At 57.4% G+C, this 15,131-nt stretch carries 14 protein-coding genes; 1 reads left to right on the plus strand and 13 read right to left on the minus strand.

Features of this window, described 5'->3' with window-relative positions; genetic code table 11:
• Window positions 1-82: 82 nt before the first annotated feature.
• From odhB to sdhC, 6 genes are all read right to left on the minus strand, one after another.
• Entirely contained in the window at window positions 83-1,303 is a 1,221-nt protein-coding gene (odhB, locus tag LRS40_RS23740; protein ID WP_142488717.1) for a 2-oxoglutarate dehydrogenase complex dihydrolipoyllysine-residue succinyltransferase, read from the minus strand.
• Window positions 1,304-1,317: 14 nt separating this feature from the next.
• The gene (sucA, locus tag LRS40_RS23745) at window positions 1,318-4,125 is read right to left on the minus strand and encodes a 2-oxoglutarate dehydrogenase E1 component (RefSeq protein ID WP_142488716.1); all 2,808 of its coding nucleotides are present in this window, start codon (window positions 4,123-4,125) and stop codon (window positions 1,318-1,320) included.
• Window positions 4,126-4,363: 238 nt separating this feature from the next.
• On the minus strand, window positions 4,364-5,080 hold the full coding sequence (sdhB, locus tag LRS40_RS23750) for a succinate dehydrogenase iron-sulfur subunit SdhB (protein WP_103178719.1): 717 nt from the start codon (window positions 5,078-5,080) through the stop codon (window positions 4,364-4,366).
• 15 nt (window positions 5,081-5,095) lie between these two features.
• On the minus strand, window positions 5,096-6,862 hold the full coding sequence (gene sdhA / locus LRS40_RS23755; protein ID WP_142488715.1) for a succinate dehydrogenase flavoprotein subunit: 1,767 nt from the start codon (window positions 6,860-6,862) through the stop codon (window positions 5,096-5,098).
• Window positions 6,862-7,209 (minus strand): succinate dehydrogenase membrane anchor subunit, encoded by a 348-nt coding sequence (gene sdhD, locus LRS40_RS23760; RefSeq protein WP_142488714.1) that lies wholly within the window; start codon window positions 7,207-7,209, stop codon window positions 6,862-6,864. Before sdhD ends, sdhA begins: the two co-directional genes overlap by 1 nt.
• Complete coding sequence (sdhC, locus tag LRS40_RS23765; protein WP_231313932.1) at window positions 7,203-7,607, minus strand: succinate dehydrogenase cytochrome b556 subunit; 405 nt, start codon at window positions 7,605-7,607, stop codon at window positions 7,203-7,205. The genes sdhD and sdhC overlap by 7 nt, the downstream gene beginning before the upstream one ends.
• Before the next feature lie 640 nt (window positions 7,608-8,247).
• Between sdhC and LRS40_RS23770 the strand changes: the two genes are divergently transcribed.
• Window positions 8,248-9,534, plus strand: coding sequence for a citrate synthase (locus LRS40_RS23770; protein WP_142488713.1), 1,287 nt, complete (start codon window positions 8,248-8,250; stop codon window positions 9,532-9,534).
• 82 nt (window positions 9,535-9,616) lie between these two features.
• Here the strand turns inward: LRS40_RS23770 and nei are convergent, their stop codons facing one another.
• Genes nei through pxpB form a run of 7 tightly spaced genes read right to left on the minus strand, consistent with a single transcriptional unit; the run spans window position 9,617 to window position 15,125 of the window.
• Complete coding sequence (nei, locus tag LRS40_RS23775; RefSeq protein ID WP_231312854.1) at window positions 9,617-10,408, minus strand: endonuclease VIII; 792 nt, start codon at window positions 10,406-10,408, stop codon at window positions 9,617-9,619.
• Between the two features lie 13 nt (window positions 10,409-10,421).
• Entirely contained in the window at window positions 10,422-11,066 is a 645-nt protein-coding gene (gene pcp, locus LRS40_RS23780; RefSeq protein ID WP_231312855.1) for a pyroglutamyl-peptidase I, read from the minus strand.
• 9 nt (window positions 11,067-11,075) lie between these two features.
• Window positions 11,076-12,071: a DUF979 domain-containing protein gene (locus tag LRS40_RS23785; protein ID WP_231312856.1), complete on the minus strand. Its 996-nt coding sequence runs from the start codon at window positions 12,069-12,071 to the stop codon at window positions 11,076-11,078.
• On the minus strand, window positions 12,068-12,778 hold the full coding sequence (locus tag LRS40_RS23790; RefSeq protein ID WP_156263220.1) for a DUF969 domain-containing protein: 711 nt from the start codon (window positions 12,776-12,778) through the stop codon (window positions 12,068-12,070). The genes LRS40_RS23785 and LRS40_RS23790 overlap by 4 nt, the downstream gene beginning before the upstream one ends.
• Window positions 12,779-12,818: 40 nt before the next feature.
• Window positions 12,819-13,553: a 5-oxoprolinase subunit PxpA gene (gene pxpA / locus LRS40_RS23795; RefSeq protein WP_231313933.1), complete on the minus strand. Its 735-nt coding sequence runs from the start codon at window positions 13,551-13,553 to the stop codon at window positions 12,819-12,821.
• The gene (gene pxpC / locus LRS40_RS23800) at window positions 13,543-14,475 is read right to left on the minus strand and encodes a 5-oxoprolinase subunit PxpC (protein WP_142488708.1); all 933 of its coding nucleotides are present in this window, start codon (window positions 14,473-14,475) and stop codon (window positions 13,543-13,545) included. Before pxpC ends, pxpA begins: the two co-directional genes overlap by 11 nt.
• Entirely contained in the window at window positions 14,469-15,125 is a 657-nt protein-coding gene (gene pxpB, locus LRS40_RS23805; protein WP_142488707.1) for a 5-oxoprolinase subunit PxpB, read from the minus strand. The genes pxpC and pxpB overlap by 7 nt, the downstream gene beginning before the upstream one ends.
• Window positions 15,126-15,131: the final 6 nt, after the last annotated feature.

Below are 15,131 nucleotides of genomic sequence, written 5' to 3' on the forward strand. Positions count from 1 at the left end.
CTATCCATCCTTCAGGGTAATCGTTAGGTCATGCTTTTGTAGGCCCGGCAGGCAAAGCGCCGCCGGGCAGTACGGCTAAAAACTAAACGTCCAGCAGCAGACGGGTTGGATCTTCCAGCAGCTCTTTAATGGCGACCAGGAAGCCCACTGATTCGCGGCCGTCGATCAGGCGGTGATCGTAGGAGAGCGCCAGGTACATCATCGGCAGGATCTCGACTTTACCGTCAACCGCCATCGGACGATCTTTGATGGCGTGCATGCCCAGGATCGCACTCTGCGGTGGGTTGATGATCGGAGTAGACATCAGCGAGCCAAAAACGCCGCCGTTGGTAATGGTGAAGTTACCGCCGGTCAGATCGTCTACGGTCAGCTTGCCGTCACGGCCTTTCACTGCCAGTTCTTTGATGTTCTTTTCGATGTCAGCCATGCCCAGGGTGTCTACATCACGCAGAACCGGGGTCACCAGGCCGCGCGGGGTAGATACCGCCATGCTGACGTCGAAGTAGTTGTGATAAACCACATCATCGCCATCGATGGACGCGTTCACTTCCGGGTAGCGTTTCAGCGCTTCAACCACCGCCTTCACGTAGAAAGACATAAAGCCCAGACGGATACCGTGACGTTTTTCAAACGCATCACCGTACTGCTTACGCAGGTCCATGATTGGCTTCATGTTCACTTCGTTGAAGGTGGTCAGCATCGCGGTGGAGTTCTTCGCCTCCAGCAGACGCTCGGCCACGCGCTTACGCAGGCGGGTCATCGGCACGCGTTTTTCACTGCGAGCGCCCAGAGCAGGCTGAGCTGCTGGTGCGGCAGCCGGTGCTTTCGCTTCCGGTGCAGCTGGCGCTTTCGCCAGGTGTTTTTCCACATCTTCGCGGGTCAGACGACCGCCCACACCGGTGCCTTTAATGGCCGCAGCGTCGAGGTTGTGTTCAGCCAGCAGGCGACGGATCGCCGGGCTGAGCGCGTCGTTGCTTTGCTCTTCCAGAGAAGCCTGCTGGCGTTGGGCCGGCGTAGAGGCCTTCTCTTCAGATTTGGCGCTGGACTCTTTGCCCGCGCTGTTGCCTTCACGCAGGCGACCCAGGATCTGGCGAGAGGTCACGGTCGTGCCTTCATCTTCCAGGACTGCATCCAGAATGCCATCCGCCGATGCCGGTACTTCCAGTACCACTTTGTCAGTTTCGATTTCTACCAGCACTTCATCGCGCTTAACGCTATCGCCCGGTTTTTTGTGCCAGGTGGCGACGGTCGCATCTGCTACAGACTCAGGCAGGTCGGGAACAAGAATATCTACGCTACTCATTATGTATCCTTTAATTAATCGACGTTCAGCGCGTCATTGACCAGATCTTGTTGCTGCTTCTGGTGAACGGACATATACCCTACCGCCGGAGAGGCGGAGGCCGGGCGACCTGCGTAACGCAGGGCAGACCCAAATGGAATGACTTCACGGAAATGATGCTGGCTGCAGTACCATGCGCCCTGGTTGAGCGGCTCTTCCTGGCACCAGACAAAATCATGTACGTGAGCATATTGTTTCAGCACTTCCTGCATCGCCTGATGCGGGAATGGATAAAGCTGTTCGATACGCACGATGGCGACATCTTTCTGGTCGTTCTTACGGCGCTGTTCCAGCAGGTCGTAATAAACCTTACCAGAACACATCACCACGCGTTTCACCGCCTGTGGATCCAGCTCGTCAATCTCGCCAATCGCCGGCAGGAAGGTGCCGTTAGCCAGCTCATCCAGCGTGGAAACCGCCAGCGGGTGACGCAGCAGCGATTTCGGTGACATGACGACCAGCGGACGACGCATCCCGCGCAGCGCCTGACGACGCAGCATGTGGTAAACCTGTGCCGGGGTAGACGGAACACAAACCTGCATGTTCTGCTCGGCGCAGAGTTGCAGATAACGCTCCAGACGCGCGGAGGAGTGCTCCGGACCCTGCCCTTCATAGCCGTGCGGCAGCAGCATCACCAGGCCACACATACGGCCCCACTTCTGCTCTCCGGAAGAGATGAACTGGTCGATAACCACCTGCGCACCGTTGGCGAAGTCACCGAACTGCGCTTCCCAGATGGTCAGGGTGCGTGGTTCTGCAGTGGCGTAACCGTATTCGAACGCCAGGACCGCCTCTTCAGACAGCACGGAGTCCCAGACCTTGAACTGGCCCTGACCGTTATGCACATGCTGCAGCGGGGTGTAAGTTGAACCGTTGGTCTGGTTATGGATCACCGCATGGCGGTGGAAGAAGGTGCCACGGCCCGCATCTTCACCGGACAGACGAACCGGAATGCCTTCGTCAACCAGGGTCGCATAGGCCAGGTTTTCTGCGCCACCCCAGTCGAACAGCTTCTCGCCTGCCGCCATTGACTGACGGTCAGAATAGATTTTCTGCACGCGGGACTGCATCTCGATCGCTTCTGGCACGGTGCTGATGCGTTTCGCCAGCTCCTGCAGACGCTTCATCTCGACCTTGTTCGGGTAGCTCTCATCCCACTCGTGGTTGAGGTACGGCGACCAGGTAAAGGAGTGCATGTTCATTGGACGCAGCTCTTTCACCACGCACTCGCCGGCATCCAGCGCATCGCGGTACAGATTAACCATCTCGGTGGCATCTTCCAGCGTGACCACTTTGTCCGCTTCCAGCTTGTCAGCATAGATTTTGCGCGGAGTCGGATGCTTTTTGATTTTCTGGTACATCAGCGGCTGGGTTGCACTTGGCTCATCCGCTTCGTTGTGACCGTGACGACGGTAGCAGAACAGGTCGATCAGCACGTCACGCTTGAAGGTATTACGGAAGTCCAGCGCCAGACGGGTGACGAATGCCACGGCTTCTGGATCATCAGCGTTCACGTGGAAAATTGGCGCCTGAACCATCTTACCAATGTCGGTACAGTATGGCGTAGAACGCGCATCCAGCGGGTTAGAGGTAGTGAAGCCCACCTGGTTGTTGATCACGATGCGAACGGTACCGCCCACTTCGTAACCCCGCGCTTTGGACATGTTCAGGGTTTCCTGAACCACGCCCTGACCGGTGATCGCCGCATCGCCGTGAATGGTGATTGGCAGCACTTTGTTGCTGCTCGGCTCATCGAGACGATCCAGACGCGCACGCACGGAACCGATAACCACCGGGCTCACGATTTCGAGGTGTGACGGGTTAAACGCCAGCGCCATGTGGACCAGGCCGCCGTTGGTTTCGATATCCGATGAGAAGCCCATGTGGTACTTCACGTCACCGGTACCGAGGTGTTCTTTATGTTTGCCCGCGAATTCGTCGAACAGATCCTGCGGCTTTTTACCCAGCACGTTGATCAGTACGTTCAGACGACCACGGTGCGCCATGCCCAGTACCACTTCGCGGGTACCGCTGTTGCCCGCATGGCGGATCAGCTCTTTCAGCATTGGCACCAGCGCATCGCCGCCTTCCAGCGAGAAGCGTTTTGCCCCCGGGAATTTGGCACCGAGGTAGCGCTCCAGCCCTTCTGCTGCGGTCAGCTCGCTCAGGAAGCGTTTTTTCTCGTCAGCATTGAAGGTGGATTTACCGGCAACCGATTCGATGCGCTGCTGGATCCAGCGTTTCTCTTCAGTTGAGGTGATGTGCATATATTCCGCACCGATAGAGCCGCAGTAGGTCTGCTTCAGCGCAGTCAGCAGCTCGCCCAGCTTCATCGTGTCTTTGCCGATGGCGAAAGAACCCACGTTGAAGGTTTCCTGGAAATCAGCTTCGGTCAGATCGTGATAAGCCGGGTCGAGATCCGCCACGCGCTCCTGCTGCCACAGCCCCAGCGGATCCAGATTCGCATGCTGGTGGCCACGGAAACGGTAGGCGTTGATCAGCTGCAGGACTTTAACCTGTTTCGCATTGGTGTCAGGGTCGGAGATGGCGGAAGAGTAACGTGAGGCATCCTTCGCCAGACGACGGAAATAATCACGTGTTTTGGAATGAAATTGATCCGGTTTGACTCCTGTTCCAGGTAACTGCTGGAACATCGAACGCCAGTTAGCGTCCACTGAGTCAGGGTCGGTTAAGAAGTCTTCATAGAGCTGTTCAATCCAGCTTTGGTTTGCACCAGAGAGGAATGAAGAGTCCAGCCAGGCTTTCATTGCGCCGTTCTGCATCGTGATCCCTTAAGCATTTTTATGCTTACTTTCGCCGTAGAAACTACCACGCACACCACGTGTACGTGCCGGGGTTCACCTGCGAGCTCTTTTACTTTGGCCCGCGAAGGAACCTTTAGAAACTGTCTAAACTACAGGGCAGTTTTTAAAGGTTTCTGCAATTTTCCCGGTGGCGCCACGCTGACCGGGCCTACTGTGACGTAGGCCGGATAAGCGCAGCGCCATCCGGCGTTGTTACTTACGCACTGCGCTGCAACAACATCGACTTAATGTGGCCGATAGCGCGCGTCGGGTTCAGCCCCTTAGGACATACACTGACGCAGTTCATGATGCTGTGGCAGCGGAATACGCTGAAAGCATCACTCAGCCCTTCCAGGCGGTTGTCGGTTTCGGTATCGCGGCTGTCAATCAGGAAGCGGTACGCTGCCAGCAGGCCAGCCGGGCCGATAAACTTGTCCGGGTTCCACCAGAACGACGGGCAAGAGGTCGAACAACATGCACAGAGAATACACTCATACAGTCCATCGAGTTTTTCACGCTGCTCTGGCGACTGTAAATGCTCGCGAGCGGGTGGATTTTGCCCATTATTCAACAAGTAAGGCTTAATCTTCTCATATTGTGCATAGAATTGCCCCATGTCCACCACCAAATCGCGAACGACTGGCAGACCAGGCAGAGGACGGATCACAATTTTCTGTCCCGGACGGTTGAGCGCAGAGATCGGCGTGATACAGGCCAGACCGTTTTTGCCGTTCATGTTCAGGCCGTCGGAGCCACATACCCCTTCACGGCAGGAGCGACGGAATGACAGTGTCGGATCTTTTTCTTTCAGCTGCATTAAGGCATCAAGCAGCATCATGTCCCGGCCTTCTTCCGCTTCCAGGGTGTAATCCTGCATACGCGGAGCGTCATCAACATCCGGGTTATAACGATAAACTGAGAATTCGAGTTTCATTGTCCTGTCTCCGCATTAATAAGTACGAATCTTCGGCGGGAACGCCGGACGCAGTTTCGGTTCCATATTGACGCTACGACGTGTCATGGATTCCGACTCTGGCAGATACAGGGAATGGCACAGCCAGTTTTCGTCGTCACGATCCGGGAAGTCGAAGCGGCTATGCGCGCCACGGCTTTCGGTACGGAAGTTTGCAGAGACCGCGGTTGCGTAAGCGGTTTCCATCAGGTTATCCAGCTCCAGACACTCGACGCGCTGGGTGTTGAACTCGCTGGAAGTATCGTCCAGACGGGCATTTTTCAGACGCTCGCGGATCGCTTTCAGCTGCTCAAGCCCTTTCGCCATCGCATCGCCTTCGCGGAAGACCGAGAAGTTGTGCTGCATGCACTCCTGCAGCGCTTTACGGATTTCCACCGGATCTTCGCCGTTGCGGTTACCGTTCCAGCGGTTGAGACGTTCCAGAGAGGCGTCGATATTGGCTTCGGTCGCATCACGCAGCGGCCCCTGCTCGGCAATGGACTCCTGCAGATGCAGACCCACCGCACGACCAAACACCACCAGGTCGAGCAGGGAGTTACCGCCCAGACGGTTGGCGCCGTGTACGGATACGCAGGCAATTTCGCCTACCGCGAACAGGCCCGGGATCACCACGTCTTCGCCCTGCTCGTTCACGGTCAGCGCCTGGCCGGTCACTTTGGTCGGAATACCGCCCATCATGTAGTGGCAGGTTGGGATAACCGGGATTGGCTCTTTGACTGGATCGACGTGAGCAAAGGTACGGGACAGCTCAAGGATGCCCGGCAGGCGGGATTCCAGAACGTCTTTACCCAGATGGTCAAGCTTCAGCTTCGCGTGCGGGCCCCATGGACCATCGCAGCCACGACCTTCACGGATTTCGATCATGATGGAACGCGCCACCACGTCACGACCCGCCAGGTCTTTTGCATTCGGGGCATAACGCTCCATGAAGCGTTCGCCGTGTTTGTTCAGCAGATAGCCACCTTCACCACGGCAGCCTTCTGTCACCAGCACGCCCGCACCGGCGATACCGGTTGGGTGGAACTGCCACATCTCCATATCCTGCACCGGCACGCCAGCGCGGATCGCCATACCGACGCCGTCACCGGTGTTGATATGGGCGTTAGTGGTGGACTGGTAGATACGGCCTGCGCCGCCGGTCGCCAGCACGGTCGCGCGGGCTTTGAAGTAAACCACTTCACCGGTTTCGATGCACAGGGCGGTACAACCCACCACGGCGCCATCTTCGTTTTTCACCAGATCCAGCGCATACCACTCGGAGAAGATGGTGGTTTTGTTCTTGAGGTTCTGCTGATACAGGGTATGCAGCAGGGCGTGACCGGTACGGTCGGCCGCTGCCGCGGTACGTGCCGCCTGCTCGCCGCCAAAGTCTTTCGACTGGCCGCCAAACGGACGTTGATAGATGGTGCCGTTCTCCAGGCGGGAGAATGGCAGACCCATATGGTCCAGCTCCAGAATCGCTTCCGGGCCGGTTTTACACATATATTCAATGGCGTCCTGGTCACCGATATAGTCGGAGCCTTTCACCGTGTCGTACATATGCCATTCCCAGTTATCATCATGGGTATTACCGAGCGCAACGGTGATGCCACCCTGCGCAGATACGGTATGGGAACGGGTCGGGAAGACTTTAGAGAGCAGCGCACAGCTCTGGCCGCTCTGGGAAATTTGCAGCGCCGCGCGCATACCTGCGCCACCGGCACCAATCACTACAGCGTCAAATTCTCTGACTGGCAGTTTCATTACACACCCCACACCACAACGAATCCATAAATAACGTAAACCGCAAGAGCAACTACGATAGCCAGCTGCAGAACGAGACGAATCGCCACGGGTTTAACGTAATCGGTCAGTACCTGCCACATGCCAATCCACGCGTGGATCAGGATGGAGGCCAGCGCCAGCAGGGTGAAGACTTTGGTGAACGCCGAACCGAAGAAACCGGTCCAGATTTCCCACGTCAGGTCGCCGCTGGTGGCAAAGAAACCGATCATGTAGATGATGTAGAGGGTGAGAACGATAGCGGTAGCACGGACCAGAATGAAGTCATGTACGCCGTTGCGTCCCAATGCGGAGGCGTTGCTTACCATACGAGAACTCCTGCGAGAAGTGAAAGCACGACAGTGATGACAAATGAAATGTTAGCAGTACGTTTGCCGGCTTCGAAGGTCTCTTCCAGATAGCCGAAGTCCATCAGCATATGGCGGACACCGCCAACAACGTGATAGGCCAGCGCGGTCAGGATGCCCCACATGATAAATTTCACGAAGAAACCGTTCATGATGTCGGAGGCCTGCTGGAATCCTTCCGGAGACGAGAGGCTGGTACCCAGTAACCATAACAGGATACCCACCGCGACAAACGTGATCACACCGGATACACGATGAAGGATGGACGCTATTGCCGTTACGGGGAATCGGATCGTTTTGAGATCCAGATTGACAGGTCTTTGTTTTTTCAAATTTCTTATCATGAATAACGCCCACATGCTGTTCTTATAGTTTCCTTCCTCCGGACTGCGATGCGGGTCAGACAGCGTGCCTTTTATATAACTGTGCGTCATGCAAAACATTGCTTCCAGATGCTCAAATGACACGTTACAACGCTGGTTGGCTCGGGATTGCAGGGTTTTCCGGAGACCTGGCGGCAGTATAGGCCGTTCACAAAATCATTACAATTAACCTACATACAGTTTGTCTGGTTTTATGCGGAACAGTGATCAGGGTCACGATAACAACATCTTTTTAATTTTTAATCATCTGATTTGACAAATGTTAAACATTATTGTTACAAACATCACCAGAAAAGGCATATAATGCGCAAAAGTTATGAGGTCTCTCTTTCACCTGAGAATAAGTTATGTAACAGTGTGATGGTATTGACCGAAGTTATCAGGACAGTTATTAGTGGTATACAGGTTTGAATAATTCGGACTGCACAAACACTGATTTGCTGTTATTTCTCTGATTTCTCATTTGTTTACCTGCTAGCGCCATTGCTCTGTACCCTGGTTTCTCCTCGTGAGCTGAGCGGCGAGCCAAATAACAAACTGGTAACAATGATAAATCAGCTGAATGCAAATCCGGTTATGGGCAGTCTTAAGCAATAAGGCGCTAAGGAGACCGTAAATGGCTGATACTAAGGCAAAACTCACCCTGGGTGGTGACGATGCTATTGAACTGGATGTGCTAAAAGGCACGCTCGGTCAGGATGTTATTGATATCCGTACGTTGGGTTCAAAAGGTGTATTCACCTTCGACCCTGGTTTCACCTCCACCGCATCTTGCGAGTCCAAAATCACCTACATCGACGGTGACGAAGGCATCCTGCTGCACCGCGGTTTCCCCATCGATCAATTAGCCACTGAATCCAACTATCTGGAAGTGTGCTACATCCTGCTGAACGGCGAAAAGCCGACCCAGGAACAGTACGATGAGTTCAAAACCACCGTTACCCGCCACACCATGATTCATGAGCAGATCACCCGTCTGTTCCATGCGTTCCGTCGTGATTCGCATCCGATGGCGGTAATGTGTGGGATCACCGGTGCGCTGGCCGCGTTTTACCATGACTCCCTTGACGTGAATAACCAGCGTCATCGCGATATCGCCGCATTCCGTCTGCTGTCCAAAATGCCTACCATGGCCGCGATGTGTTACAAATACTCCATCGGACAGCCGTTTGTTTATCCACGCAACGACCTCTCCTACGCCGGTAACTTCCTGCGTATGATGTTCGCCACGCCGTGCGAAGAGTACGAAGTGAACCCGGTTCTGGAACGCGCTATGGATCGTATTCTGATCCTGCACGCTGACCACGAGCAGAACGCCTCCACCTCTACCGTGCGTACCGCAGGCTCCTCCGGTGCCAACCCGTTCGCCTGTATCGCAGCAGGTATTGCCTCCCTGTGGGGGCCGGCACACGGCGGCGCGAACGAAGCCGCACTGAAGATGCTGGAAGAGATCAGCTCCGTTGAGCACATTCCTGAATTCGTGCGTCGTGCGAAAGACAAGAATGACTCCTTCCGTCTGATGGGCTTCGGTCACCGTGTTTACAAAAACTACGATCCGCGCGCAACCGTCATGCGTGAAACCTGCCATGAAGTACTGAAAGAGCTGGGCACCAAAGATGACCTGCTGCAGGTGGCGATGGAGCTGGAGCACATCGCGCTGAACGACCCATACTTCATCGAGAAGAAACTCTACCCGAACGTCGACTTCTACTCCGGTATCATCCTGAAAGCGATGGGCATTCCGTCTTCCATGTTTACCGTGATCTTCGCGATGGCGCGTACCGTGGGCTGGATTGCACACTGGAACGAAATGCACACCGAGGGAATGAAAATTGCGCGTCCACGTCAGCTGTATACCGGCTACGAGCAGCGTAACTTCGAAAGCGACATCACCACACGCTAAAAGAAACGCCCGGCGGCGCTACGCTTGCCGGGCCTACAAAAGCGACGTAGGCCGGGTAAGCGTTAGCGCCACCCGGCTTTTTTTATGTCTGACAATGTGGGCACCAGTAAAACGGTCGGGAAGAAAGCGAGGTCTTCTCAATCACCCCACCGCACCGCTCACACTTTTTCCCGGCCCGATGAAACACCTTAAACCGGAACAACGCCCCGTGATGCTTCTTGTCATTCACCACCCCGCGGGTGTTGTACGACAGGCGCGGGACAGCCAGCAGCGCGTGCGCCAGCGCATCGAGCTGTTGTTCGGTCAGCTGTGATGCCTTGTGTTGTGGCGCCAGCCCCGCCTGCCACAGAATTTCGACCCGCAGATAGTTGCCTAAACCGGCCAGAAACGACTGGTCCAGCAGCAGCCCTGAAAACTGGCGATTGCGGAATTTTGCTGACAGCAACCGCGCTTTCACATCTTCTGCCGTCAGGCGTAAATCCAGCACATCCGGCCCCACCCGTTGCAGGAAGGGGTGGGTGGTGAGCTGCTCCGCCGTCAGCATCTCAATATCTGAGGCGCTGTAGAGCAAAATGGTTTTATCTGCGGTCTGTAATTTAACGCGCAGCACCCGCGTGGTCTGCGGCTCCTGACCGGTCTCGACCACCCGCCAGACGCCGTACAGCTGGTTATGGCTGTAGAGCGTCAGCTGGTTGGAGAAGTGCGTAAGCAGCGCTTTGCCGCGCGTCTCCAGATGGGTGACCTTCTCCCCGATAAGCCGGGACTCAAAGGATTTTAACTGAGGGAAAGCAAACCACACGTCGGTGAGCGGTTTGCCTTTTATCGCCGCCTCCAGGCTATCCGCCGCGCGGCGGATCTCCGGTCCTTCTGGCATTGTGGCTCCTTATTTAGTGCGTGGCACCGCCAACCACTTTGATGTCGTGCTCCTGACGCAGCGCCACCGCAATGGCAATCTCGAGCCCTTTCTTGAGGGTGTGCGTGGCCATGCTCGGCGCGCCAGGATGCGCCGCCGCCTGCTCAGGCAGGTAAGGGATATGGATAAACCCGCCTTTCACCTCCGGTCGATCGGCCAGCTTGTGCAGCACGCCATACATCACGTGGTTACAGACGAATGTGCCAGCTGTCTGCGAAACCGAAGCAGGAATACCGGCTTCGCGCAGGGCCTCGACCATCGCTTTGATCGGCAGCGTGCTGAACCAGGCCGCCGGGCCGTCCGGCACAATAGCGACGTCCACCGGCTGTTGCCCGCGGTTATCCGGGATGCGGGCGTCATCGACGTTAATCGCTACCCGCTCAACGGTCACATCCACGCGGCCTCCGGCCTGCCCTATCGCCAGCACGACGGAGGGCTGAAGCGCGTCAATGGCCGCATTCAGCACCTCTAACGACTCGCCGAACACGCAGGGCAGCTGCCGCGCCACTACGCGGCAGTTGTCAATAATCATCCCATCAAGCTGCTTCACCACTTCCCAGGACGGGTTAAGGGTTTCGCCGCCAAAGGGCTCAAATCCCGTGATTAATAGGGTTTGCATCATTTCTCCTTACAGGAACATCAGGAAGTAGAGCAGGAATACGTTGGCGATCAGCAGCAGCACCCCGGTTGGCACCTGCGCTTTGATGACCGCATTTTTATCGGGGAGCTCCAGCAGCGCGGCGGGCACGATGTTGAAGTTGGCCGCCATCGGCGTCATCAGGGTACCGCAGTAGCCGGAGAACATGCCAATCGCCGCCATTACCGCCGGGTTGCCGCCGTGTTGCAGCACCAGGATCGGAATGCCGATCCCCGCGGTGACAATCGGGAAGGCGGCAAAGGCGTTGCCCATCACCATGGTCAGTAGCGCCATGCCCACAGCATAGACCACCACCGCGATAAACCGGCTATCGACCGCCAGATACGTCTGGGTGAGGTATGAGATCCCCTCCCCCACCCCGGCGGCAGTAAACAGCAGGCCAAGGGTGGCGAGGATCTGCGGCAGAATAAAGGCCCAGCCGATGGAGTCGAGCAGACGGCGCGCCTCCTGCAGGGGCTGATGCACTTTTTCATGGGTCATTTTGATCGCCATCGCCAGACCAATCAGCGAGCCGACCGTCATCGAGAACAGCGTTACCAGCGTCGCGTGGTTGCCCGGGCCGAACAGCGTCTCCTGCAGGCCCGGAATATGGTTAAACATCAGCACGCCCACTACCGTCACCACCGGAATGGCCAGCGCCGGTAAGAACAGGCGATTGCCCAGGCGCTTGGCGCTGGTCTCGCGCTCTTCGGTCTTGCGCTGGTGATAGCTGCCCAGCCGTACGCCGCCAAAACCGGCGATCAGCGCCAGCCCGACTACCGCTAAGCCTACCGCGATATGGACGGTGCGCTTGTCACCCACCAGCTCGTAGGTCCAGTTGCCCAGCAGGAATAAAAGGCCGTAAATGCCCCAGAACAGGCCGGTAGTGATGCGCCGCGGGTTGGCCTTATCGCGAAACGACATCAGCGCCACGATCAGCAGGATCAGGCCCGCCAGCCAGTAGAGATAACTTTGCTGGAAATTCATTTCATCTCTCCCTGCATTTTGGCCAGCTCACGCTCCAGATGCTTATCCAGGCGGTACAGGCGGGCAGAATGGATCGCAAAGGCGCAGAGCGCGGTTGGGATCCCCCACAGGGCAATATGCAGCGGTTCGGTCTGGATCCCGCCGGATTCAAGCATGAAGTTATGCATAAAGATGATGGCGCCAAAGGCGACAAAGATATCTTCGCCAAAGAACAGCCCGACGTTATCGGTGGCCGCCGACATCGCCCGCAGGCGATAGCGCACCGCCCCCGGCAGTTCGCCATATTTCTTCTCTGCCGCCCCTTCTGCCATCGGTGCCAGCAGCGGGCGCACCATCTGCGGATGACCGCCGAGGCTGGTCAGCCCCATTGCTGCCGAGGCCTCGCGGACAAACAGGTAGACGATCAGCAGACGACCGGCGGTGGCGCTGTGGATCTTCGCGATCCACGCCTGGGCCCGCTCTTTCAGGCCGTGGCGCTCCAGCAGGCCGATAACCGCCAGCGGGATCAGCAGGATAAAGGGCAGGTTGCGGGTATTCAGGAACCCTTCTCCCAGTTTTTCCAGAATGGTGGCGATCGGCATATGCGCCGCAATGCCGGTGACGATCCCGGCGGCAATGACCACCAGCACCGGGTTAAAGCGTAATAGAAACCCGACCACAATCACCGCGATACCGATGAGTGGCCAGAGGGATAGCGTCTCTGCCATGTTAATGTTCCTTTGGTTGTGTTGTGTTTATGGCCGTGCGTTACGCACTGATTTTTATATTATTTGCTTCAAATTCTGTCCGCAGGCGACGGGCAAAGGCCAGCGCGTGTTCTCCGTCACCGTGGATGCACACCGTCTGCGCGTGCACGGTTGCCCATTCACCGGTAATGCTCTTCACCCGTCCGTGCTGGATCATCTCCAGCGTTTGCGCCAGGGACCGCTCTTCATCGGTGATCATGGCCCCGGCCTGGGTACGCGGCACCAGGCTGCCGTCAGCCTGATATCCCCGATCGGCAAAAACCTCTTCCCGGGTAATCAGACCATGGCGGGTCCCCGCGCGGATCAGCTCGCTCCCCGCCAGCCCCACCAGGATCAAATCCGGATCGATAGTAAAGATTGCCCGGGCAATGGCATCGGCGAGCTCGCAATCTTTTGCCGCCTGGTTATAGAGCATGCCGTGGGGCTTTACATGGCGCAGCTGCCCCCCTTCGGCGCGGACGATCGCCGCCAGGGCACCAATCTGGTACAGCATTTGTGCGTAGACCGTCTCCGGCGGCAGTGTCATGGCCGTGCGGCCAAAATTTTCCCGGTCCGGGAAGCTGGGGTGCGCCCCAATGGCGACCCCATTTTTCAGCGCCTCACGCACGCAGGCCAGCATGGTCTGGGCATCTCCGGCGTGAAAACCGCAGGCGATGTTGGCTGAGGATACCAGCTGCAACAGCGCGGCATCGCTGCCGCAGCCTTCGCCTAAATCTGCATTTAAATCAACCGCGATCATGCAACCTCCACGCCAGTTGTTCGATGTATTGCTTCTGGATGCGTCGCGCGTCGAGCGCTTCTTCCAGCGTACAGGGGACAAAGTGGATCGGCTGTCCAAGGGGGGCCTGTGCCAGGTGATACATGTCAGCCTCGATGATGCAGGCGATCCGCGGATAGCCCCCGGTGGTCTGGGCATCGTTCATCAGCACGATCGGCTGTCCGTTGTGCGGCACCTGGATTACGCCCGGCAGCAGACCGTGCGACAGCATTTCACGCTCGGTAGTGCGCACCAGCTTCTGCCCCTGCAGGCGATAGCCCATGCGGTTACTTTGCGGGCTGAGCTGCCACGGCAGACGCCAGAGCGCATCCTGCGAGGCCTTATCAAACTCGTGATACTCCGGCCCCGGCAAGGCGCGCACGCGGTTATCCCACAGCAGCTGCTTAACGCCCTGCGCTTCAAGGAAATCGCGCCCGCCAGGCCGAACGGCCAGTCGATCGCCATCTTTCAGCAGCCGCCCTTCGTGGCCACCGAGTCCCACCTTCAGGTCGGTGCTAAGGGAGTTCATCACCGACGGCACGTCGATGCCGCCCGCAATCGCCAGATAGCTACGCATTCCGCGCCGGGGGCGATTAAGGGTGAGCTGTTGCCCGGCCTTCACCGGCAGACGCCAGCCGGTCCAGACCGCCGCGCCGTCGAGCCGGGCGTCACAGCCCGCCCCGGTCAGGGCAAACCAGCCATCCTGTTCAAATTCAACGGTACACTGCCCAAGAGTGATCTCCAGCGCAGCATCGTCCGGATCGTTGCCCACCAGGATATTGCCAATCTGCAGGGCCGGTTTATCCAGCGCGCCACAGTAGCTGATCCCCGACTGGCGAAAACCGATACGCCCGCCGTCCTGCACCGAGGTGTAGAGCCCTGCGCGAACTATTTTTAGCATACCCCCTCCTTCTGCGGGATAAACCGCACGGTATCGCCCGGTCGCAGCAGCACCGGCTCGTCACGATGTGGATCGAACAGCGGCAACGGGGTGTGTCCGATCAGCTGCCAGCCGCCAGGGGTGGCTATCGGGTAAATGCCGGTTTGCGCCCCGCCAATCCCCACCGAGCCCGCCGGCACCTGCAGCCGGGGTTCATCCCGGCGCGGGGTCGCCAGCTGCTCGGGCAAGCCGCCCAGATAAGGAAAGCCCGGCTGAAAACCTAAGAACCAGACCACATAATCGATGGATGAGTGAAGCTCCACGACCTGTTTCTCGGTCAGCCCGGCGTGTCGGGCCACCTCGCCAAGATCGGGGCCCGCAGCGGTGCCATACACCACCGGGATTTCGATATAGCGGGACTCAGGCTCCAGCGCCTCGCTCTCTTCCCACCAGCGCTGCAGACGCTCAATCGCATCCAGCGCCAGCGAGTGGGGATTTCGCAATACCACGGTGATGTTATTCATCCCCGGAATGGCTTCCACCACCTCGGGGATTTCACCCAGTCGCTGGGTCAGGCGCCAGATCCGCTTTTGCGTCGCCAGGGTGACCGGCGGCTCGAGCTCCAGTACGACGGCGGTTTCGCCTAACAGATAACAACGTGCTCGCTGCACTTATAC

The sequence above is a fragment of the Leclercia sp. G3L genome (assembly GCF_021117075.1).
GTDB lineage: Bacteria > Pseudomonadota > Gammaproteobacteria > Enterobacterales > Enterobacteriaceae > Enterobacter > Enterobacter adecarboxylatus_C.